This is a genomic window from Streptomyces sp. NPDC047014, from assembly GCF_040644195.1.
Lineage (GTDB): Bacteria > Actinomycetota > Actinomycetes > Streptomycetales > Streptomycetaceae > Streptomyces.
The window spans coordinates 1-20,255 of record NZ_JBEYVX010000040.1 but is presented as its reverse complement, the minus strand read 5'-3'; the positions used below and the strand labels follow the sequence as shown (position 1 = coordinate 20,255).

Here is a 20,255-nt window from a genome sequence, read left to right as displayed (position 1 = left end):
CATGGACGTCCCGGAGACCCGGGCACGACGTGTGCTCGTCGTGGGAACCGGCGCCCTCGGGGTGGCCTTCCTCCCCTTCTGGATCAACTGGCTGAGGAACGCCCACCCGGAGGACGAGGTCCGCGTCGCGCTGACCCGTTCGGCGCTGCGGTTCGTGTCCGCCGACGCGATCGCCGTGCTGTCCGGCACGGAGGTCTTCGTCGACGACTGGAGCCGCTTCTCCGGGGTCGAGGTCCCCCATGTCGAACTGGCCCGCTGGGCCGATCTCGTCCTGGTGCACCCGGCCACCCTGCACTTCGTGAGCCGCTACGCCCTCGGCATCACCGACACCCCCCTGCTGCTCGCCCTCCAGTCCACCGACGCCCTTGTCGGTGTCGCCCCCTCCCTGCCCCCCGCCGCGCACCGGAACCCCGTCGTTCAGGGCCACCTGGAGGTGCTGCGCCACCGGCCCGGTGTGGTCCTCGCGCCGACGATCCCGGCGGTCAGCGCCAGCACGGGCGAGCTGGAGGACGGCGGCTCCGCGCCCCTGAACGAGCTGTACGACCTGTGCGTCGCCCGCTCCCGCGCCGGCGCGAAGGGAGCCACCGCGTGACGACCGTGACAGCCCTGCCAGTCGTGACGGCCGTGACGGCGCCCCCGGTGCTCGCCGAGCCCTCCGGCCCCGACGTGGTCGCGGAGTACGGTACGGGGCTCCAGACCACCCGGGTGCTCCGCGCGCCCGACGGCGGTTTCCTCTGGTGGCACGGCCCCGGCAGCCAGGTCCCGGGTCCGCTCCGCGCCCCCGCCGCGCACCTGCTGCCCGCGCTGCCCGAGGACAGCGGCGCCGCCCTGCTGACCGCGCCCGAGCCGGCCGGCGCGGGCCTGCTGCACCGGACCGGCGGCCCCGCCTCCGCAGCCGCCTGGCTGCGCGACTTCCGGCCGCAGGCCCGCACACTGGTCGCGCACTCCCTGGCCGCCGCGGCCCGGGCCCTGCGCGCGCTGCACTCCGTCCCCCTGCCACCCGAGGCGCAGTCGCCCGCCGGGCCCCCGCCCGGGCTCGGGCGGCTGCGGGACTGGGCGCGCGGCGGCGGTGAGCTGCGCGAGCGCGCCCTCGCCCACTGGGGCGCGGCACGGCTGGAGCGGCTGCTCGGCTGGGCCGACGAGCTCGCCCCGGAGCATCCGGCGGGACCCGCGGGCCGGTCGCTGGTGCACGGCTGGGCCTCGCTCGGCGCGCTGGTCCCGCCGCTGAGCCGGGGCCGGGTGGCCCTGCTGACCGGTGAGGACCTCGGCCTCGGCCGCCCCGAGCTGGACCTGGGCTGGCTGCTCGGCGAGCTCGTGGAGCTGGCCTGGGCCACCCCGCACCAGGAACCCGCCGACCTCCAGCGGCTGCTGCTGGCCGCCTACGGGCCCGGCCCGGACCCGGCGCTCGCCGGACGCGCCGCCGTCCTGCGGATCGTCACGCACATGCAGGACTTCGCGGCCTACCGGGGGTGGGACGACGAACTCCTGGGCTACATCGCCTTTACCGCCGAGCTGATCGACGAGGAGGGCCGCCGAGCGGTCCCCCAGGGAGAGTCATGACCACAGCGCCCCCGACCGAGCAGCAGCCCGCGCTGCTGCGGTACCAGCCCACCGCGCTGGACACCGTCCCCGAAGTGGCCGAACTGCTGGACCGGCTGGGCCTCGGCCGCTTCGAACCCGAAGGGCTCACCGCCTTCGGCGGCCGCAACGACAACTGGGCCGGTACGACGACCAGCGGCGAGCAGGTCTTCGTGAAGACGGTGGTCCGCGCCGCCGACGGCAGCAGCCCCGAACTGGACCGCACCCTCGCCTACGAGGCCCTGTCCCGCCGGCTGCCCGCGGACTCCCCGCTGCGCTCCCCCGTCCACCTCGGCGCCCACACGGGCGCGGCCCTGAACGCCTACCGGCTGCTGCCCGGGGCCCGTTCCGGTTCCGAGATCGCCCTCGACGGCGGTTTCGGCGAGGAGATGTGCCGCGAGGCCGGCCGGGCCGTCGCCACCCTGCACTCGCTGGACGCGGAGGGCGCGGACGTGGACACCGGCGAGGCCCCGCTGCCACCGCTGTCCTGGCTCGAGGCTCTGCCCTGGAGCGCGCTCCAGGACCGCAGCATGGCGCAGATCGCCGCCTGGAAGCTGGTCCAGGACGATGTGGAGGCCGTCGCCGCGCTGCGTCTGCTGCGGGCCCGGGAGGAGGCGGCTCCGCGCACCCCCGCCCACTGCGACCTGCGCTTCGACCAGTTCATCGCGCACGAGGGCACGCTGTACCTGTGCGACTGGGAGGAGTTCCGGATCGCCGACCCGGCGCGCGACGTCGGCGCGTTCGTCGGCGAATGGCTCTTCCAGGCCACCTACTCCGTCTTCGCCCCCACCGGCGACCGCGCCACGAACGCCCCCGCCCTCGGCTTCGACCTCACCCATGAGGAGATCGTCGAGCGCGGCGCGGCCAGCGTCCGCCGCCACCTCCCGCGCATCGCCGCCTTCTGGCAGGGCTACCTGGAGCGCCGGGTGCCCGACGCGGGACTGGCCAAGCGGGCCGTGGCCTTCGCCGGCTGGCACATGTACGACCGGCTCATCGCCACCGCCCAGGCCCACGCCGTGCTCAGCCCCGTCGCCCGCGCGGCGGCCGGCATCGGGCGGGTCCTGCTGCTCAACCCGTCCGGAGCCGTCGCCACCCTGCGGCTCGACGCCCTTTCCGGGAGCCCCCGATGATCCCCACCGCCCCGCACGTGCTCGCCCCCGGGCTGGCCGCCGCCCTGGACCTGGTCTCCGTACGGTCCGACGGTCTGCAGGCCACCGCGGCCGGGCGCGAGGTCACCGCCGAGAGCCCGCGCGACCTGCGCGGACGGCTGTCCAACGCGCTGTACGAGGAGTTCCACGCGGGCAACGGCGAGCACCGCCGGGAGCCCGGCGGGGCACCGCGGCGCAGCCTGCGCGATGCCGGGCTGGAGGAGCGGCTGGCCGCCGGGGTGCCGCACGAGCGGACGCCGACGCGGGCGCGGCTGATCGAGATACTGCGCCGGGAGGGCGGCGACCAGCTGGTCGTGCAGCTGCCGGACATCACCACCCGGGTGCCCGCCGACCGGCTCATCGGACCGCCCGGCGGCGGAGAGCCGCAGGCGGGTGACCTGGTGGAACTGTCCCTGGAGGCCGCCCGTCCCGCCCTCTCACCCGGCTTCTTCTACGTGATGGGCTCACGGCCGCTGCCGCGCCCGGCGGGGCCCATCCGGCGGCTGTTCGTGCACGCCGTGGACGGTGACGCCACCGCCCGGCTGTGGGCGGCGGCACTCACCGCGCTGGAGGAGGCGGGCGCGCTCTACCACGCGAAGGCGCTGTCCGACCCGGACGACTTCCCGCGCCGCGACGGCATCGTGATCTACCTGCACGGCGACCACGCGCCGGGCGAGCGGGCCGTGGTCGAGGCCCTGCGGGAGCTTCCGGGGCGGGGCGCGGACACCTCGCTGTTCACCGAACGCCTCGCGCCGGGCGTGGCCGCCGCATGGGACCCGCGCGATCCGCGGCCGGGGCGCGGCGGCATGAGCTTCGGGCAGCACCGCAGCTTCGCGCTGGCGACGGCGCTGGTGGACCACGCGGTGGCGGGCGGGGGCGCGGACCGGGTCGAGGCGTACGTGGTCCGGGAGTTCCGCGCGGCGGGGATCGACCCGCTGAACCCGCAGAACAACATCACGACGACGGAGGGGAACTGACATGAGCGAGACGACGACGGACACGGGCCTGGACCTCGACCCGGGTCTTGGGGAAGCCGGCGTTCTGGGGGAGGGCAGCGGCCTGGGCACGGCCCTGACGACCGCCTACAGCGACGCGCTCGCGGACGTGTACGACGACATCTACCCCGCCGCCCCCGAGATCGCAGAGTACCTGTCCACCCTCACCAAGCCCGGCGCGAGCGTCCTGGAACTCGGCGTCGGCACCGGCCGCGTGGCCCTCCCGCTCGCGGACCAGGGCTTCGAGGTGCACGGAGTGGAGACCTCCGCGGCCATGCTCGCCCGCCTGGCGGAGAAGGACCCGGAGGGGCGGATCACCCCGGTCCACGGGGACCTCGTCCAGCTGGACCTGGGGCGCACCTTCGACGTGGTGCTGGCGCCCTTCAACGTGATGTGCTGCGCGATGACCGTCGACGAGCAGATCGCGATGATCCACGCGATCGCCCGGAACACCGCCCCGGACGGCCATGTCGTCATCGAGACTTTCGACCCGAGCGACCACCATGTGCAGCGCAAGGCCGATGTCACCACCCGCCCGGCCGGTGGCCGGGGTGTGGTCATCGAGTCCCTGGAGGTGCTGCCCGCCTCCCAGAACATGCTGCTGAACAGCACGCTGTTCCTGGACGGCGCCGCCCCCAAGTCCTCCTCCACGGTGATGCGTTACCTGTGGCCGAGCGAGATCGACCTGCTGGCGGCCATCGCCCGCCTGGAGCTGGTCGGCCGCTACTCCGGCTGGCAGGAGCAGCCCTTCGACGGCGGGGACAGCCGCAAGATGTGCGTCTCGGTCTTCCGGCCGCTGGCATGAGCCCGCACGGCGGCCGGCTGGCGAACGGCCTCGGGGTGTGGGTGGACCCGCTGCCGGGCCGCGGGCTCGTCTCGGTCGCGCTGACGGTCGCGGCGGGCGGCGACGCGGATCCCGAGGGCCTGCCCGGCATGGCCCACCTGGTCGAGCACCTGATGTTCCCGCGCGCGGCGTCCGGCGAGGACGGTACGGACGACCACGTCGCCCGCGTCGAGGGCGTGGGCGGCGTCTGCAACGCGGAGACCCACCGCGACCACACGGTCTTCCACACGACGGTCCCGGCCGGGATGCTCACGGAGGTCCTGGAGTGGGAGGCCCGACGCCTGCACACCTTCGGCCCGGTGGAATCGGTCCTGCGCACGGAAACGGCGGTCATCGCGGAAGAGATCCGCGGCGCGGCAGCCGCAGGCACCCTCTGGGAAACGGCCCTCACGGCCCTCCACCCCAGCACCCGTGACAGCTTCGGCACACCGGCCGCCCTGGCCTCGGCCACGCCGGCGGACGCGATGACGTTCTTCCGCCGCCACTTCCGCCCGGAGAACATGGCCCTCACGATCGCGGGCGACGTGAACCCGGCTGCCGTACTGGCCACGGCGGAAGCCCTGTTCGGAGACCTGCCCTCCGATCCGGCCCCGGCCGCCGGCCCCGGCCCGTACCCGGCCCCCGCCGCCGCGAGCGGTGGGGTACGGACGGTGGCGCTGCGTTCCGCCGTCGGCGGGGTGGGCATCGGGCATGCCCTGCCCGGCGTCGTCGGCGAGCGGGGGAGCTATCTCGCGCATGTGGTGCTGGCCGAGGTGCTGGGGCGGGGAAGGTTGCCGGGTCTGGTACGGCGGGAGCCGCTGGTGGTCTCCGCTCGGGTGACCTGCGGGCTGTACGGGCAGTGGCTCGCGTCGGCCGCGCCCGATCTGCTGCTCGCGCAGTTCGCCACCGCTCCCGGGGCCGGGCCCGCGGCCGCCGCCGACGGGTGGTGGGAGGTCCTCGCCGAGCTGGCCGAGCACCCCGCGGGAGCGGCCGAGCACCGCCGCGCCGTCAACGCGCTGCTGCTCGCCTGCCACCGGCGGGCCGACTCCCTCACCGCCCGCAGCGTCTCCCTCGGCCGGGCCGCGCTGCTCTTCCCCGGCGCCCCCGGCCCGGACGCGCTGCCGGACGAGCTGGCCCGGGTCACCCCCGCCCAGGTGTCCGGCGCCGCCCGCGCCCTGCTGTCCGGCCGCCACTCGGTGACCGTACTCACCCCGACCCCGCCCGCCCCGATCGGAGAGCCCCGGTGACCCCCGCGCCCCGCACGATCCCCGAGATCTGCGACACCAGCCTCCGCAACGGCCTGCGCGTCGTGGTCGTGCACACCCCCGCCGCGCCGCTCGCCGAGCTCCGCCTCGTCCTGCCGTACGCCCGCACCGCCCCGCACCTCGCCGCCGCACAGGAGCTGCTCGCCGCCTGCCTGGGCACCGGTACGGCCACCCGTACCCGGCAGGACATCGCGGACCACGCCGCCGACCTCGGCGCGGAGCTGAGCACCGTCGTCACCGCCGAGTCCCTGGTCATGGCCGCGAGCGTGCTCTCCCCCGGCCTCCCCGGCGCCCTGGAACTCCTGGCCGGCCTCCTCCTGCGCCCCGCCTACCGCGAGCCCGAACTCGCCCTCGCCCAGCGGCGCGCCGCCGCCCACCCGCGCCTCCCCGGCCCCCGGCAGCGGCTGCGCCGCGCCCTGCTCGGCCACGCCTTCGGCCCGCACCCCCTCTCGGACACGGCCACCGCCCCTGCCTCCCCGGCCACCACCGAGGACCTGTACGCACTGCACGCGCGTGCGGTCGTACCCGGCGGCGCGGTCCTGCTGGTGACCACCCCCGGCCGCCCCGACGCCGTCGCCGCCCGCGTCCGCGAGCTCCTGGACCCGTGGTCCGGCGCCCCCTCCGGCCTGGTCCTGCCGCCCTTCGCCCGCCGCGCCCCGCGCCCCGGCCGCGTCACGCTCACCGCCGGCCCGCCCGGCTCCCCGGACTCCGGGCAGGCACTCGTGCTGTGCGCGGCCCCCGCCGTCCCGGCCGGCCATCCCGCCCACGCCCCGCTGCACCTGGCCCAGTTGATCCTCGGCGGCACCGCCTCCTCACGCCTGGCCCGCCGCATCCGCGACCGGCACGGCCTCGCCTACGCGGTCTCCGCCGACCTCCGCGGCAACCGCGCGGGCGACTGGCTGGAGATCGAGTGCGCCGGAGCCCCCGGCACGGCCGGCCGGATCGCCGGGGAGATCACGGACTGCCTGCGGGAACTCGCCGAGGACGGCCCCACGCCCGAGGAGGTCGAGCGGGCCCGCGCCTACGCCGCCGGCTTCACCCGCTTCGCCCTCGCCACCCGCACCGAGGAGGCGAGCGCCCTGGCCGGCTTCGCCGCCACGGGCCTGCCGCTGGACTGGCTGGCGTCGTACCGCGACCACCTCGCGCGGGTGACGTACGAACAGGTCGGCGAGGCCGCCGGCTTCTTCTTCGCCCCGGCCCGCACCACGGTCGCCACCCTCGACGACGAACCGTTCACGCCACCGCACGCGCAGCAGCAGGAACCCGAACAGAACCAGGAGAGCGACCGGTGGACCCCGTGAAGACCCCCCAGCCCGGCCCCCGCACCCCCGCCGTCCTCTACCCCCTCCAGCCCGACCACCCCGAACTCGTCGCCCCCTTCGCCGCCCTAGTCCAGCGCACCGCCGCCCGCCGCCTCTGGCTCTGCCAGTCCTTCAAGGCCGAGCCGCACCAGGTCCTGGCCCACCTCGCCGGCATGGGCCACACCACCGCCGTCGGCACCTCCGTGACCCTGCTGCCCCTGCGTCACCCGTACGAGGCCGCCCTCCAGGCTCGCTCCCTCGCCCTGGTCACCGGCCGGCCCGTCGTGGCCGGCTTCGGCATCGGCAACCCGGGCTTCGTCTCGGGGCTGACCGGCAGCCCGTACGAGAGCCCCCGCACGGCCGTCCGCGACTACTTGCGCTCCGTACGCGCCCTCCTCGACGGGGAGACCCTCGACCACGACGGTCCGTACCACCGGATGCACGGCAGCCTGATGCCGCTGGACCACGCCCCGGTGGAGGTCGGCGCCGGGGTGCTGCGCCCCGGTATGGCCCGCACGGCCGGCGAGGTCGCGGACGTGGCCATCACCTGGATGACCCCGCCCTCCTACATCGAAGGCACCCTGTGCCCGGCCCTGGAGGAGGGCGCGCGGAACCGCGCGGTCCGGCCGCGGATCGCCACCGCCGTGCACGTCGCGCTCACCCGCCCCGGCCGGGACCCCCGGCGCCTCGCCCTGGCGGCGACCGGCTCGCACCTCCAGGTCCCGCACTACGCCGACATGCTGCGCCGGGCCGGCGTCTCCGTGGACCCGCACGACCCGACGGGGACGGCGGACGCGCTGCTGCGCGGGCAGGTGGTCGTCACGGGCACCGCGCAGGAGATCGCCCAGACCCTGGACGTCTACCGCCGCGCCGGGGTGGACGAGCCGATGCTCAACCCGTCCGGCGTGCTGCTGACGGAGGGCGTGCACGCGGCCGTCGCGGACCTGGAGGAGATCCTGGCCGCCTGCGACAGCTTCCTGCCGGGCTCCCGGCAGGAAGCTGCTGCCTGAGGGCCGCCGGGGGTGTGCCCCGGCTGATTTGCTGAGGAGCGCGGAGGGGGGCGTACCGCTCGCCGTTCCGCTTCCCTTCGATTCCGTTCGGTCCGTCCGGTCCTTTCGATCCGTTCGATCCGTTCGGCCCCTTCGATCGTCCGACGACCCCGGCAGGAAGAAGATCCGTGAGCAGGGAACACCCGGACCGGGCGGGCGGCGCCAGCGTCGCCCTGTCCGGCATCAGCAAGCGCTTCGGCGACCACCAGGCCCTCCAGGACGTCTCCTTCGAGCTGCGGCCGGGCAAGGTCACCGGCCTCCTCGGCCCGAACGGCGCGGGCAAGAGCACCCTGCTGCGGATCCTGCTGGGCCTGGCCCGCCCCGACACCGGCAGTGCGCGGGTGCTGGGCGCGGAGCCCGGCACGGCGCCCCGGAGCAGCCGACGGATCGGCGTCGTCATGGACTCCGTCGGCTTCCCGCCGCGGATGACCGTACGGCGGCAGCTCCAGATCTCCGCCGTCGCGCTCGGCCTGCCCGCCTCCCGGGTCGACGAGGTACTCGCGCAGGTCGGGCTGGAGGGCAGCGCGACGCGACGGCGCATCGGCGCCTGCTCCACCGGCATGCGCCAGCGCCTCGCGCTGGCCGTGGCCCTGCTGCCGGACCCGGAACTCCTCATTCTGGACGAGCCGTTGAACGGTCTCGACCCGGACGGCATCCGCTGGATGCGCCGACTGGTCGAGCGGTCCGCCGCCGAGGGCCGGACGGTCCTCATGGCCAGCCACATGCTGTCGGAGGTCGAGCAGAGCGTGGACGACATCGTCGTGCTGCGCCGCTCGGTCCTCTTCACCGGCACCCTCCAGGACCTGGTCCGGCGGGGTGACGGCCGGCTGGAGGACGCCTACTTCGAGCTCGTCGACGGTGCCGCCGCGGGCGCCCCGTCCCCTAGGGAGGCATCCCGTGCCTGACACCGATGTCCACTCCTCCATGAGCACTTCCAGCACCTTCAAGCACCAGGTCGCGGCCGAAATCCTGCGGGCCCGGTCCGGCGCCGCCCTGCCCGGGCTGCTGCTGACCGCCCTGGCCTTCGGCGTGCTCGGCCAGCTCGGCACGGTCTACGCCGAGGCGGACCTCGCCGCGAACGCCGCCGAGGTCTCCCACCGCGTGATGAACCTCGCCGCTTCCGCGACCCTGTTCGCCTCGCTCTTCGGCGCCCTGCTGGTCACGGGCGAGTTCAAGTCCGGCTCGATCGGCCGCAGCGTGCTCTACGCCCCGGGGCGCGGCGCGGTGGTCGGCGCGAAGCTGCTGGTCGCGGGCCTGGTGGGGATCTTCTACGGGCTGGTCTCGGTGCTGACCGCCCTGGCCGTCGGCACGGCCGCCTTCTCCGCGCAGGACGCCGCGCTGGTCCTGGACGGCCGCACCTGGCAGCTCGCGGCCGCCGTGATCGGCGTCTGCGCGCTGGCCGGGCCGTGGGGCGCCGCGATCGGTTTCGCCGTGCGCAACCAGCTGGTGGCGGTGATCGGGCTGGTGATGTGGGGGACCCTCGGCCAGCTGATGGTGCTGGGGCAGTTCCCGAAGGTGGGCCGTCTCCTGCCCGACGGGGCACAGCTGGCGGTGCTCGGCGACCGGCTGACGCTGCCGACCGCGCTGGACGCACCGTACGGCCTGCTCCTCCTGGTCGCCTGGTGCGCGGCCCTGGCCCTGCTGGCCCAGCGCCTGTTCGCCCGCCGCGACGTCTGATGCCGCCGGTACGCGACGAACCCCCGGGCCGGGCGGCCCGGGGGTTCCCCGCGTGCGGGCGCGGCGCGTCAGTCGGCGGACTCGGTGGTGCCGTCCGGGTGCACCAGGATCCGGATCGCGCCGCCGTACCGGTCGTCGCTGATGGTCGCGGCGGTCGGGCCGCCCGTCTGCTGGGCGCGCTGCTGGAGGATCGAGATGACGACCTCCTGGATGTCGACGTAGGGCGGGGCGGTCACGGGGACGCCGTCGACCAGGCCGGCGCTGTGCGAGAAGACGCGGACCTCGGCGACCGAGTACGGGGGCTGCATGATGCGGAAGCCTTTCATGAGCTCGCGGCGAACGCGCCGCCGGAGGGTGAGGCCACGGCATAGGTACCGCGGGAGACGCGCAGCAGGCGGCCCGACCTGGCCAGGGCGGAGAGGGCGTTGCTGACGGACTTGGCGGCGTCCCCGTAGGCCCCGCGGGGCAGGGACAGCAGCACGTCGCGGGCCGTGAACGGCCCCGGGAAGGAGGACACCGCCTCCTCCACGGCCCGCCGCAGACTGAGCGGCGGCAGCGGGGTGAAGGGCAGCCCGCCGCCGGGGGCCAGGTCCGGCACGGGCCGCAGCCGGGTGTCGTGCGGGCCCGGCGCTCCCTGGAGGCGGTCGGCGTACGCGGCGCTGCGCGCGGAGCCGGCGGCGTACTGGTCGATGTGCGCGGCGAGGACACCCAGGGAGGCGTGCACGGCGGCGAGTTCGGGCCCGTAGGGGGTCTCGGTGGCCGCCTCGGCGTCGCCGTGGGAGTCCGACGGGGTGCTCAGTACGGCCGTCAGCACCTCGATCCGGCGAATCGATTCGGCGAGCCGGTGCAGCAGCGGCTCGAAGATGTCCTGCCGGAGTGCGGAGAGCGGGTCACTGGTGGCGAGTTCGACGCTCACGGACCCGGTGAGCCCGCTCGTCTCCGGCAGACCGGTGAGATCGTCGCCGGACGCGCTGCGCCACGCCTCCAGGCTCCGGCGCGCCCCCGCGAGGGCGTCGCAGAGCTCCGGCCCGATGCCGGCCGAGGGCATGCGTACCAGCATCGCCGCGATCTGCCCGGTGACTTCGAGCGTCGGCAGCACGGAGCGGAGTACGGGGCCGAGCACGGCCTTCTGTATGGCGCGGGCCGGATCGTCCAGCGAGAAGCCGATCCGTTCGCCTGCCGGGGCCGCCATCGATACCTCGTGTGTGTTGACCTGCTGTTGACCGACCTGCTGTTGACCGACCTGCGGCGGCTCGCCGAGTGCCGCCGGGCGGTGTGCCCTGCCGTTCGCCTGGCCGTTGGCCGGGCCGATGGCCTGGCCGTTGATCTGGCCGTTGATCTGGCCGTTGATCTGGCCGTTTGCGTGGCCGTTGATCTGGCTGCCCGTGTGGCCGTTCGTCTGGCCGTTCACGTGGCTGCCCGGCTGGCCGCCCGCCTGGCCGCCCGCCGACGCGAGGACGGGCCGGTTCGCCCAGTGCTCCTGGAGCGCCTGGAACCCCCGCAGGACGAGGACGTCCTCGACGCCCGGCGGGCGCCCGCCCGCCTCCGGTGGCGGCGCGAGCCGCCCCTGCGCGTCCCCGATCCCGATCCGCCGGCGGATCCACCGCCGGTCCTGCGGGGTGGTCCCGGCGGCATAACCACCGGGGTCGGAGCGCGCGACCGCTTCCCTCAGGCACTCCGCCCACAGCGGGCAGGAGGAGCAGAGCTGCCTCGCCGCGTGGGTGAGTGCCTGGCGTCTGCGCGTCTGGAGCGGCGGCCCGGCGACCCGGCCGACGGGTGGGTTGGCCAGCAGCGGCTGGCCGAAGATGTCCGGCCTGCGCTGGCAGGGCAGAAGGATGGAAGTACCGGCCGCCTGCACTGCTGTGGGCGGCGCCGTACGCACTGTCGTGACCATGAAGACTCTCCCCCGAGGCGATCATGACTCGGGGGACTCTAGAACACGCGGATTGACGTTCGCAAAGTTGTCTCATAAGCACGGATGTGTATGCACGATAAAGACGGTGATGGTCCATCAGTCAACTAACCGTCCGTCTCGGCGCCCGGCACGGTGCGTCGCGATTCCCGCCCCGCCCGCCCGAACCGCCTCCGTACGGCCGCGATCCCACCCCCGCGCGCGACCAGCACCACGGCCAGCCCGACGAACCCCATCGCCACGGAAGCCCCGGGCAGCACCGTCCCGGCGGCGGAAGCCACGACGAGCAGCATGTCGGCGATCACCACGGTCACCCCGCGCCGCCCGGGATGGTTCTTCGGAATCCAGGCCCCCAGCAGCGCCATCGCGGACAGCGCCCAGTACCCGAACACGGCCTGCCCGCTCAGCATCCCACTGGCCGAACCCCCGGCGATCTCCCCGGCGGCCCCGAAGTACCCGGCGACGGCGGCGGTCACGAGGGTCGACGCCAGCGCAAGCAACAACTGCCCCCGCCGCCGCATCAGCCACAGCAACACCGCCAGCACCACAAGCCCGGAGACCGTCACAAAGGACGCCATGCTGGTGGAAGCAAGAGCAAACAACGTATAAGCCCCGGCCACCGCAAAAACGATCCGGCGCAACAGCCGCACGGCCCACGCGTCGTCCCGCTCCTGCCTCAGGAACCGCAGAACGGACTCACGAGAAGGTCGGGAGATCACGGCCCCTCCATCCCGGCCGCAGCCTCACGACTCACCACAGCGGGCACAGCCGCCGCCCCACCAACCCCCACAGGCTCAGCAGTTACAGCGGGCTTGATGGTCCCCGTCTGCTTGAACCCCAGCTGCCACAACGGCGCGGGCAACTTCTTCGGCCCGGCCTGCCGCTCCGGCGCCTCCACAGCCGCGGCCGCCCCCTGCCCCGGAGCGACCTCCTCCACAATCCCGTCGATCTGCGCCTTCCGCTCCTCGGGCGGAAGCTCCGCAAACCCCTTGGGGTCGATGTACCGGGGCAACGCCGGATTGTCGAACTGCGCCACAGCCCGCACCGCATCCGTCCCCGCCTCGGCCCGGGTCACCTCGGGCCACTCGGCGTTGGACTCATAGGCGAAGTGAATATTGTGCAGCCCGACCTTGGAGTTCTTGCACAACTCCCCCGACTCCTGCTGATGCAGAATCGACCGCGTATTGGCATCCTGCCCGAACACGACGGCCCGCCCTTCGGCAAGCCCGGCATAGGTCTCGGAGATCTTGGCCCAGGTCTCCTTGGCGTAGCCGGGGTGAAAGCCCCTCCTCGCGCCACCGAGTGCGCTGATGACTTCCGGTTCCCAGAGGAACATCTCGTCGAGCTCATGCCCTCCCCGGGTCGTCTCCAGCGTCTGCGCGGAACCGGGAACAGCCTGGTTCTGCTCAGCCGCCCACTCTTCTGCGATGAAGCGCTGGGACAGGAAGGGGATCGGCTTCTCCCAGTCGTTCAGCGGTGCGTCCTCGTGCCTCATGCCAAACGACCAGAAGGCACTGATCGGCTTTGACCCCTCAGGTGGAGTGAGCTTCGCCTTGTCCCCGGCCAGGCTGTCGATGTACTGCCTCTCCTTGGAGATCACGATCTTGGAATCGGCCACGAGTATGTCCTCGAACCCTGCCTCCTCGGCCGCGAGGGCGACACGAAGCGCAACGGCTTTCGGATTGCGCCTGGCCTCACGGGCTGCCTCCTCACGGTTGTGCGCCCGCTGAACGGCCCCGCGCTCGACCTCCTCCGGTATCGGTTCCGGGCTCATCGCCGTCCGGCCTCAAGCGGACGCGGATATACCTGAAGGTCCATGTTGACGACTCCGATACTCGACCCGGTGGCGGTACCCAGGCCGGGTGTGATGCGCAGACTGACCAGCGTCTTCGCCGTCCCGGCAAGTTCCCAGTAGGCCATGCGATATGGGTCCTTCTCCTCCATCCGGTCGGTCTCCTGGGGGATCGCGTACTCACCGAGCTCCGCCGGGAAAGAAGCGGAGTTCCAGGCACCCTCCCAGACCGGTTCGCCCAACACCGAGGAGGCCGCATCGCGGTAGAGCGGCCATACCCGGTCGGCTTCGGCCAGCACCTCCGCATTGTGTTCCTGGCCGTTGACCGAGACGTCACCCCAGACCCCGTGGGAAACACTCCGAACCGGCGCCCAGCTGCCACCCGTAGCGTTCAGGACCAGCAAGCCGCCCGCATCGGTCCGCACGTTCAGGACGTACTCGAACTGCGTCGGCGTCCACCCGAACTGCGCACACCACATGTCCAGCCCCTGACCCGGAAGCGGAGGCCCGTTCCACACCGTCTCCCAGTCCACGCCCACCAGACCTCGCAGCTCGGCGGCCAACTCCTGCGGGGTCCGGTCCACCGGCGGTTCGAAAGGGGTACCCATAGCTCTTTCTCTCTCTCGTTGTCCTACGTCACACCAGTCGGCCGGCGCCGGCCGCCGACGGGACCGCGATCAGCTGACCCCAGCTAGGTAGAGGTGATCGTCCCATCCTCCGTTCCACCCTCACCTCCGGCCTCACCGCCACCCGGCCTCCAGCGGCCGTGGACAGACCTGCAGGCTCATGTTGACCACTCCGGCGTCGGAGCCGTCCGCAGTACCCAACGCCGGAGTGATACGCAGACTCACCAGGGAGCCCGCTGACGCGTGCAGTTCCCAATAGGCCATGCGGTACGGGTCCTTCTCCTCGATCCGATCGGACACCTTGGGAATCGCGTATTCACCGAGCGCACCAGGAAAGAACGACGAATCCCAGGCTCCCTCCCACGCGGGACCCCCCAGCACCGACGACACGGCGTCCCGGTACACGGGCCACACCCGATCGGCCTCGGCCAGCACCTCGGGATTCCCCTCCGGCGTCTCCGCCGACGCTCCCCACACCCAGTGGGAAAGGCTCTGCACGGGCCGCCAGCTCCCACCCCGCGCGTTCAGCACGTGCTCGCCCCCGGTGTCCGTCCGCACATTCAGCACGTACTCGAACTGCGTCGGCGTCCATCCGAACTGGGCACACCACATGTCCAGCCCCTGTCCCGGCAACGGCGGCCCGGCCCAAACGGTCTCCCACTCCACACCCACCAGCCCCCGCAGCTCAGCGACCAGCTCCTGCGGCGTCCGGTCCACCGGCGGTCCGGCGGGGGTACTCATTTCACCGTCTCCTCGCCCGTTTCACGCATCACACCCGACTGCCTTTCAGGCTCCGCGGGAAGACGTCGAGATCCAAGTTGACGGCTCCGACTCCCGACCCGCTGGCAGTACCCACACTGGGAGTGATGCGCAGGCTGACCAGCGCGCCCCCAGGACCGGAAAGCTCCCAAGAGGCCATGTGATACGGATCCTTCTCCTCGATCCGGTCCGCCTCCTGGGGGATCGCGTACTCGCCCAACTCCTCCGGGAAGGACTCGGAGTCCCAGGCCCCCTCCCACGCCGGTGCGCCCAGTACAGAGGAAGCGGCGTCACGGTAGAGGGGCCATACGCGGTCGGCTTCGGCGAGGACGGACGGGTTGTGGCTCCGTCCGTCGATCGCCACCGCCCCCCACAGCCAGTGGGAAACACTCTGTACGGGGGCCCAGCTCCCGCCCAGGGCATTCAGCTCCAGGTCGCCGCCGGTGTCGGTCACCACGTTCAGGACGTACTCGAACTGCGTCGGCGTCCAGTCGAACTGGGCGCACCACTCGTCCAGGCCCTGACCCGGCAGCGGCGGACCGGCCCACACCGTCTCCCAGTCCACGGTCAGCAGGCCCCGCAGCTCGGTGGTCAGTTCCTGCGGCGTCCGGTCCACCGGTGGTTCGAAGGCCGGGCCGGTCACAGGAGCCAGCCCGGGCCGGTTGCCGGGGCGGGGTCCGGCGGGCCGTGGAAGGTGAGGGTGAGGGTGGCGCCGCCCGCGTAGCCGCCCGGGCGGTGGTTCAGGGTGAGGGCGATGACCGGGGCGAGGGGGTTCGCGTAGCGCCACTGCGCGAGGCGGTACGGGGACCTGTGCTCCAGGCGGTCCGCGGCGGAGGCCCAGCGGCCCGGGGCCGGGGGTTCCGGGAAGTCCGGGCTGTCCCAGGCGCCCTCCCAGCCCGGGGCGCCCAGCGCGGTGGCCAGCTGGGTGAGGTGGGCCGTGTAGCGGTCGAGGGCGACCGCCAGGACCTCCGCGTCCTGGGCGGGCGTGTCCGCCGTGACCTTCCACGCGGTGTACGAGGCGCGCGTCACCGGCCGCCCCGGGCCCCCGGCGGCGGCCAGGTGCAGGCGGCCGCCGGCGGGGGTGCGTACCCACAGGCCCGACTGGGGCCACAGCGGCGTCCAGCCGGAGCCCGCGCACCAGGCGGCGAGCTCCGCCTCCCCCTCCGGGAGCCCGGACCATACGGTGCGCCAGTCCACGCGCAGCAGCTCAGCCAGTTCGGCCGCGAGCCGCTGCGGCGGGTGGTCGGTGATGACACTGGCCATGTTTCAGCGCTTCGCTTCCTACTGGGATATCCGGCCGCCGCTGCCGTCGCGCGGCGGCGGGGGCTGGTGCGGCGGGGCCTGGCGCGGCGGAGCCTGCGGAGCCGGCGGCTGCTGGTACGGCTGCGGCTGCGGAGGCCGCGGCGCGGGGGGCCGGGCCGCCGGACCGTCGACGATGCCGACCCGTCCGGGCTGCCGCGGCGCGGGCTGCTGCACCGGCGGCGGAGCCGGGGCCTGCTGGGGCACCGGGGCGGGCGCGGGGCCCGGCTGCGGCTGCGTCGCGGGCGCCGGACCCTGCTGCGGCGCGGGCGCCTGGGAGGCGCTGACCCGTCCGCTGCGGCGGCGCGGCGCCGGCTCGGTGGTGGTGGTGGGCACCTCCTCCTGGTCCCCGCCCTGGTCCTGCTGCTTCTTCATCTGGTCGTAGTTGTGCTTCTGGAGCTCGGCGCTCATCTGCGCGTTCTTGCGCTGGCCCCGCTTGGTGTTGCTCGGCGCGATCCAGCCGCCCTTCTGGAGCTTCCCGCCGTTCGCGACCTTGTCCAGGCCCCGCCCGGTGTTGCCCGCGGCCCGCCCGGTGACCCGGCCCGCCGCCCTGGCCGTACCGGCGGCCGCGTTGCCCGCGAGGCGCTGGCCCTGCGCACCGAGCTTGCTGCTCAGCGAGTTCGCCATGTCCCCGACGCCGAGGGCGTCCTCCGCCCCCGCGATCTTCGGGCTGTAGCTGCCCGAGAGCAGCTTCTTGAGCATCATCACGACGGCGATCGTGACCAGCAGCAGCATCAGGAGCTGCATGCCGAGCGAGATCCGGGCGGGCAGGATCATCTGGTAGAGCACCAGCAGCACCGTGAGGATGACACCGAAGCCCGCGCGCAGCACGAAGCTGTGGATGAAGGTCTCCAGCCAGCCCTTGAGCAGCTTCTGCTGGGACGGATGGATACCCAGGGTCGCGATCAGCGGAAGCATGATGATCATGATCAGGGTCACAGCGTGCCACAGCAGCGTGAGCGCGCTGAGCACGATCACCATCACACCGACGATCAGCGCGGCGAACACCGAGTAGAAGGCGATCCCGAGCCGGTCACCGGCGTTGTGGCCGGCCCATTCGTTGAAGGAGACCGGATAGATGAAGTAGTCGCCCTTGTCGTGGTTGGCGCCCTTGCCGCCCGCCATGTCGTACCGGATGGGGACCCAGTCGTCGTTGTACTTGTCGAGGTCCTCGCCGATCTCCTTGTTGGTCCGGGCCTGGGCCACGAGCTGGCGTATGCGCAGGTCCTCGCAGCGGGCGGTGCCCGGCGTGCCCCATGTGCACTTGTCGTCCCTGCTCTTCGGAAGGCACTCGCCCTCGCGGACCTCGCCCTTCTCCTTGCGGAAGATGCACGCGCTGCCGGGCTCGCCGAACTGCCCGAGGGCCCAGGGCCGGAAGAGCAGCGTGTCGTACATGGCGCAGCTGTTGACCCGCACGCCGCGGTTCTTGGCACCCTGCGGCAGGTCGCAGGGGGGCTGCATGGTCCCGGAGAGGCCGCTGAGCACCGCTTCGCTGAGCAGGGAGTTGGCCTGCGCGATCCCGGAGTCCGCCTCGTTGATGACCTTCTGGTAGTTGCCGCCGGTGAGCATGACCACCACGGCGATGGTGGTCAGCGCCGCCCAGCCGACGCCCGACCACGCCTCGCGCATCTCGTTCTTGCGCCACTTACCGAAGACCCAGATGCCGGTCAGCGTGATCAGGACCGGCACGGCCGGGATGAAGAGGTTGTCCTTGAGCGTGTCGACCGCGTTGTTGCGCCCCTCGTACAGACCGGAGAGCGGGCTGGGGTTGGAGGCGTACTCCTTGATGGAGATGGAGGCGCGGGTCAGCAGCTTGGTCAGGTCGAAGACCGTGTCGGCCAGGCCGTTGTTGATGAAGTTCATGATCGAGCAGTGGTCGGCGCCGTTGGCGTTCATCCCCAGGAAGCCCGAGTCCTGGGAGGCGTCCCCCACACCGCGCATGGTCATCGACCAGTTGAGACCACGCATGCCCGCGAGCTCGTACATCGTGTAGTTCTTGGCGTCCTGCGGCAGATCGGCCGGCCCGTCCAGGAAGCCCGTGGTGTCGTTGAGGTTCTTGCCCCGCTTGTCGTCCCACTGCTTGACGGAGGGGAAGACCTCCTCGATGTGGCCCGGGTTGTCCATCTGGTAGTTGTCGTCGCCCGTGAAGGAGCAGGCGAAGTCGATCGCCTGCGCCGAGTTGGGCACGGCCATGGACAGCGAGAACAGCGCGAGCAGCAGGAACACGCCGACCCGTACCGCGCGCCCGGCCGCCTTCGCCCGTGCGCGGGGCGAGGGACGGGCGGAGAGGTCTCCACGTGATTTGGCGCTACGGCGCACGGACATCAGCTTCCTTCTGGAGTTCCACGACGGACGGGTGGGCGGGGCCTTGGCGCGGCGACGCGGACTACACGGGGAAGTAGTCCGTCATCACGCAGCCCTCGACGCCGCCCTCGCGCTTGGTGTAACCGCTCGGGATCTTGCTGTTGAAGTCCGGCATGCACGAGAGGATCAGCAGCCCCGAGGACTTGAGCGCGCGCGTGGTCACCGTGGCCTCGGGCACCACGGCGAAGTCCGCGCCGACCAGGGCGCCGCCGTACTGGCCGGCAGCCACCTTCTCCTTGAGGCCCTTCTGGAACTTCTTCATGTCCGAGACGGTCAGCAGGACGATCGGCTCACCACGCTCGGCCTCGCAGAACGCCCGCTCCTTCACCCCGCCCGCAGGCATCTTGGCGAACGCGTCCTTGGCGGCCTCGCCCGCCGTCGCCTCCGTCTCCAGGTCCTTGCACACGGTGTACGTGTTGACGAAGCGCTCCATCGCGGCGACGTCCTTCGCCTTCGGCAGCTTCTTCCCGCCGATTCCCTCGTCGAGCGCGCCCTCGCCGTCCCCGCAGCCCGTGAGGGCCGTGAGGGCTATGAGGGCCGCCGCGGCGGTGAGGGTCTTGGTCAGGCGCATGGTGGTGTCTCCTTCGGTACCGCGTTCGAAATGGTCTGGACGGGCCTCGCTCAGCCCGCCGCCGCCTCCGCCGCCTGGGCCGCCTCCTGCATGAAGGTCCAGTCCCACACGCTCAGCGGCGGATCGACGGCCTGGCGGCCGGGGCGGGTCGTGCCGTTGGTGTCCGTGGCGGCGAGGATCTCCTGGAAGACCAGGTCCACCGCGACCGTCCCCACCCGCTTGTCCACGTCCCGCTGGAGGCAGACACCCGTACGGAGCTCCTGGAGGGCCGAGATGACCTTCGCGTCGTTGTCGGGGCGGCCCAGCAGCGGCGCCACCATCGACGCCTCCTGCGCCGACTTCTGCTTGAACGCGAACACCGTGTGGATCTGGTTGGCGCCACCGCTGCGGGCCTCGGAGTCCTCGATCTGGACCAGGTCGATGGCCTGCTGCGTGATCAGGACGGTCACCGCCAGGTACGAGCGGCCCTGCTTGAGGGCGCGCCGCATCAGGTCGCGGCCGCTCTCCGTGGCGGTGACGACGTACGCCTCGTCGACGAAGAGCGCCTTGGGCCGCAGGCCGATCTCCCCCGTCACCGGGTTCTTCTCGTAGCCCACGTCGAGCATCTGGCTGCCCAGCTCCACGACCGCCATCAGCGCCGTCGCCGCCAGCCGCTCCGCCGGGTTCCAGTTGCGCGGGTCCGAGGAGGACGGGGACTGGAAGCCGCGCAGGGTGATGACCGTACGGCGCTTGCGCATCGCGGACAGCGTCTTCGGGCTCTCCGCGAAGGCCAGGCGCGCGTACGGCAGGGTCCGCAGCTCGGTGAGGAGCATCTGGGCGAGCTTGAGGTCCTTGACGGCCTCGCGGTCGCCGGTGGCCACCGCGTGGTCGTAGGCGCTCACGACCTCGTCGACGACCTGCCACAGCGTCGGCCGCGGCACCTTCTCCTCGGCCTCCCGCGCGGTCAGCCCCTGCTCGGTGGCCTGCCGGATGGCGGAGTTGTACCAGCCCACCACGGTGGCCATGGCCTCGATGACGGGCAGGCGGACGCGCTGGTAGTCCTCGTCGCCGAGGAAGCCCCGCAGCATCGATTCTGCGAGCAGCCGGCCCGAGGGCA

Annotated in this window: 21 protein-coding genes; 10 read left to right on the top strand and 11 right to left on the bottom strand. The window is 72.9% G+C overall.

All coding sequences use genetic code 11. The features are described 5' to 3' along the window. The first annotated feature begins 1 nt into the window (after position 1). From lxmD to ABZ873_RS21225, 10 genes are all read left to right on the top strand, one after another. On the top strand, positions 2–592 hold the full coding sequence (gene lxmD, locus ABZ873_RS21270) for a peptide terminal cysteine decarboxylase LxmD (protein WP_360874233.1): 591 nt from the start codon (positions 2–4) through the stop codon (positions 590–592). Next, positions 589–1,560, top strand: coding sequence for a hypothetical protein (locus ABZ873_RS21265; protein WP_360874230.1), 972 nt, complete (start codon positions 589–591; stop codon positions 1,558–1,560). The genes lxmD and ABZ873_RS21265 overlap by 4 nt, the downstream gene beginning before the upstream one ends. After that, positions 1,557–2,708, top strand: a complete 1,152-nt coding sequence (gene lxmK / locus ABZ873_RS21260; RefSeq protein WP_360874227.1) for a class V lanthionine synthetase subunit LxmK — start codon at positions 1,557–1,559, stop codon at positions 2,706–2,708. Before ABZ873_RS21265 ends, lxmK begins: the two co-directional genes overlap by 4 nt. After that, complete coding sequence (locus tag ABZ873_RS21255; RefSeq protein WP_360874225.1) at positions 2,705–3,703, top strand: T3SS effector HopA1 family protein; 999 nt, start codon at positions 2,705–2,707, stop codon at positions 3,701–3,703. The genes lxmK and ABZ873_RS21255 overlap by 4 nt, the downstream gene beginning before the upstream one ends. Before the next feature lies 1 nt (position 3,704). Next, positions 3,705–4,526 (top strand): class I SAM-dependent methyltransferase, encoded by an 822-nt coding sequence (locus ABZ873_RS21250; RefSeq protein ID WP_360874222.1) that lies wholly within the window; start codon positions 3,705–3,707, stop codon positions 4,524–4,526. Continuing rightward, a complete protein-coding gene (locus tag ABZ873_RS21245; RefSeq protein ID WP_360874220.1) occupies positions 4,523–5,791 on the top strand; it encodes a pitrilysin family protein in 1,269 nt (422 codons plus the stop codon). The genes ABZ873_RS21250 and ABZ873_RS21245 overlap by 4 nt, the downstream gene beginning before the upstream one ends. Further along, positions 5,788–7,110, top strand: a complete 1,323-nt coding sequence (locus ABZ873_RS21240; RefSeq protein WP_360874217.1) for an insulinase family protein — start codon at positions 5,788–5,790, stop codon at positions 7,108–7,110. Before ABZ873_RS21245 ends, ABZ873_RS21240 begins: the two co-directional genes overlap by 4 nt. Then, the gene (gene lxmJ, locus ABZ873_RS21235; RefSeq protein WP_360874214.1) at positions 7,098–8,120 is read left to right on the top strand and encodes a F420-dependent peptide dehydroalanine reductase LxmJ; all 1,023 of its coding nucleotides are present in this window, start codon (positions 7,098–7,100) and stop codon (positions 8,118–8,120) included. Before ABZ873_RS21240 ends, lxmJ begins: the two co-directional genes overlap by 13 nt. 167 nt (positions 8,121–8,287) lie before the next feature. Beyond that, positions 8,288–9,064, top strand: a complete 777-nt coding sequence (locus ABZ873_RS21230) for an ATP-binding cassette domain-containing protein (protein ID WP_360874211.1) — start codon at positions 8,288–8,290, stop codon at positions 9,062–9,064. After that, positions 9,057–9,836, top strand: a complete 780-nt coding sequence (locus tag ABZ873_RS21225) for an ABC transporter permease (RefSeq protein ID WP_360874209.1) — start codon at positions 9,057–9,059, stop codon at positions 9,834–9,836. Before ABZ873_RS21230 ends, ABZ873_RS21225 begins: the two co-directional genes overlap by 8 nt. A gap of 68 nt (positions 9,837–9,904) precedes the next feature. Here ABZ873_RS21225 and ABZ873_RS21220 read toward each other — a convergent pair whose 3' ends face one another. The 11 genes from ABZ873_RS21220 to ABZ873_RS21170 all read right to left on the bottom strand — a co-directional run. Continuing rightward, positions 9,905–10,144: a hypothetical protein gene (locus tag ABZ873_RS21220; protein ID WP_360874206.1), complete on the bottom strand. Its 240-nt coding sequence runs from the start codon at positions 10,142–10,144 to the stop codon at positions 9,905–9,907. 14 nt (positions 10,145–10,158) lie between these two features. Then, positions 10,159–11,730, bottom strand: a complete 1,572-nt coding sequence (locus tag ABZ873_RS21215) for a WhiB family transcriptional regulator (protein WP_360874203.1) — start codon at positions 11,728–11,730, stop codon at positions 10,159–10,161. 125 nt (positions 11,731–11,855) lie between these two features. Beyond that, positions 11,856–12,467 carry a hypothetical protein gene (locus ABZ873_RS21210; RefSeq protein ID WP_360874201.1) on the bottom strand — a complete coding sequence of 204 codons (612 nt, stop codon included), beginning with the start codon at positions 12,465–12,467 and terminating at the stop codon, positions 11,856–11,858. Beyond that, on the bottom strand, positions 12,464–13,522 hold the full coding sequence (locus tag ABZ873_RS21205) for a hypothetical protein (protein ID WP_360874198.1): 1,059 nt from the start codon (positions 13,520–13,522) through the stop codon (positions 12,464–12,466). The genes ABZ873_RS21210 and ABZ873_RS21205 overlap by 4 nt, the downstream gene beginning before the upstream one ends. Further along, entirely contained in the window at positions 13,519–14,148 is a 630-nt protein-coding gene (locus ABZ873_RS21200; protein ID WP_360874195.1) for a hypothetical protein, read from the bottom strand. Before ABZ873_RS21200 ends, ABZ873_RS21205 begins: the two co-directional genes overlap by 4 nt. 132 nt (positions 14,149–14,280) lie before the next feature. Then, on the bottom strand, positions 14,281–14,907 hold the full coding sequence (locus ABZ873_RS21195) for a hypothetical protein (RefSeq protein ID WP_360874192.1): 627 nt from the start codon (positions 14,905–14,907) through the stop codon (positions 14,281–14,283). Positions 14,908–14,935: 28 nt separating this feature from the next. After that, the gene (locus tag ABZ873_RS21190; protein ID WP_360874189.1) at positions 14,936–15,541 is read right to left on the bottom strand and encodes a hypothetical protein; all 606 of its coding nucleotides are present in this window, start codon (positions 15,539–15,541) and stop codon (positions 14,936–14,938) included. Positions 15,542–15,564: 23 nt separating this feature from the next. Continuing rightward, entirely contained in the window at positions 15,565–16,188 is a 624-nt protein-coding gene (locus ABZ873_RS21185) for a hypothetical protein (RefSeq protein ID WP_360874186.1), read from the bottom strand. 18 nt (positions 16,189–16,206) lie between these two features. Then, on the bottom strand, positions 16,207–18,549 hold the full coding sequence (locus tag ABZ873_RS21180; RefSeq protein WP_360874183.1) for a hypothetical protein: 2,343 nt from the start codon (positions 18,547–18,549) through the stop codon (positions 16,207–16,209). A 61-nt stretch (positions 18,550–18,610) separates the two neighbouring features. After that, positions 18,611–19,159 (bottom strand): hypothetical protein, encoded by a 549-nt coding sequence (locus tag ABZ873_RS21175; RefSeq protein ID WP_360874181.1) that lies wholly within the window; start codon positions 19,157–19,159, stop codon positions 18,611–18,613. 50 nt (positions 19,160–19,209) lie between these two features. Next, the coding region (locus ABZ873_RS21170) for an ATP-binding protein (RefSeq protein ID WP_360874178.1) at positions 19,210–20,255 on the bottom strand (1,046 nt) is incomplete at its 5' end.

Coding starts and splice junctions, on each gene's coding strand:
- lxmD (WP_360874233.1), top strand. CDS start 2: ATGGACGTCCCGGAGACCCGGGCACGACGTGTGCTCGTCGTGGGAACC.
- lxmK (WP_360874227.1), top strand. CDS start 1,557: ATGACCACAGCGCCCCCGACCGAGCAGCAGCCCGCGCTGCTGCGGTAC.
- ABZ873_RS21255 (WP_360874225.1), top strand. CDS start 2,705: ATGATCCCCACCGCCCCGCACGTGCTCGCCCCCGGGCTGGCCGCCGCC.
- ABZ873_RS21250 (WP_360874222.1), top strand. CDS start 3,705: ATGAGCGAGACGACGACGGACACGGGCCTGGACCTCGACCCGGGTCTT.
- ABZ873_RS21245 (WP_360874220.1), top strand. CDS start 4,523: ATGAGCCCGCACGGCGGCCGGCTGGCGAACGGCCTCGGGGTGTGGGTG.
- ABZ873_RS21220 (WP_360874206.1), bottom strand. CDS start 10,144: ATGCAGCCCCCGTACTCGGTCGCCGAGGTCCGCGTCTTCTCGCACAGC.
- ABZ873_RS21215 (WP_360874203.1), bottom strand. CDS start 11,730: ATGGTCACGACAGTGCGTACGGCGCCGCCCACAGCAGTGCAGGCGGCC.
- ABZ873_RS21205 (WP_360874198.1), bottom strand. CDS start 13,522: ATGAGCCCGGAACCGATACCGGAGGAGGTCGAGCGCGGGGCCGTTCAG.
- ABZ873_RS21200 (WP_360874195.1), bottom strand. CDS start 14,148: ATGGGTACCCCTTTCGAACCGCCGGTGGACCGGACCCCGCAGGAGTTG.
- ABZ873_RS21195 (WP_360874192.1), bottom strand. CDS start 14,907: ATGAGTACCCCCGCCGGACCGCCGGTGGACCGGACGCCGCAGGAGCTG.
- ABZ873_RS21185 (WP_360874186.1), bottom strand. CDS start 16,188: ATGGCCAGTGTCATCACCGACCACCCGCCGCAGCGGCTCGCGGCCGAA.
- ABZ873_RS21180 (WP_360874183.1), bottom strand. CDS start 18,549: ATGTCCGTGCGCCGTAGCGCCAAATCACGTGGAGACCTCTCCGCCCGT.
- ABZ873_RS21175 (WP_360874181.1), bottom strand. CDS start 19,159: ATGCGCCTGACCAAGACCCTCACCGCCGCGGCGGCCCTCATAGCCCTC.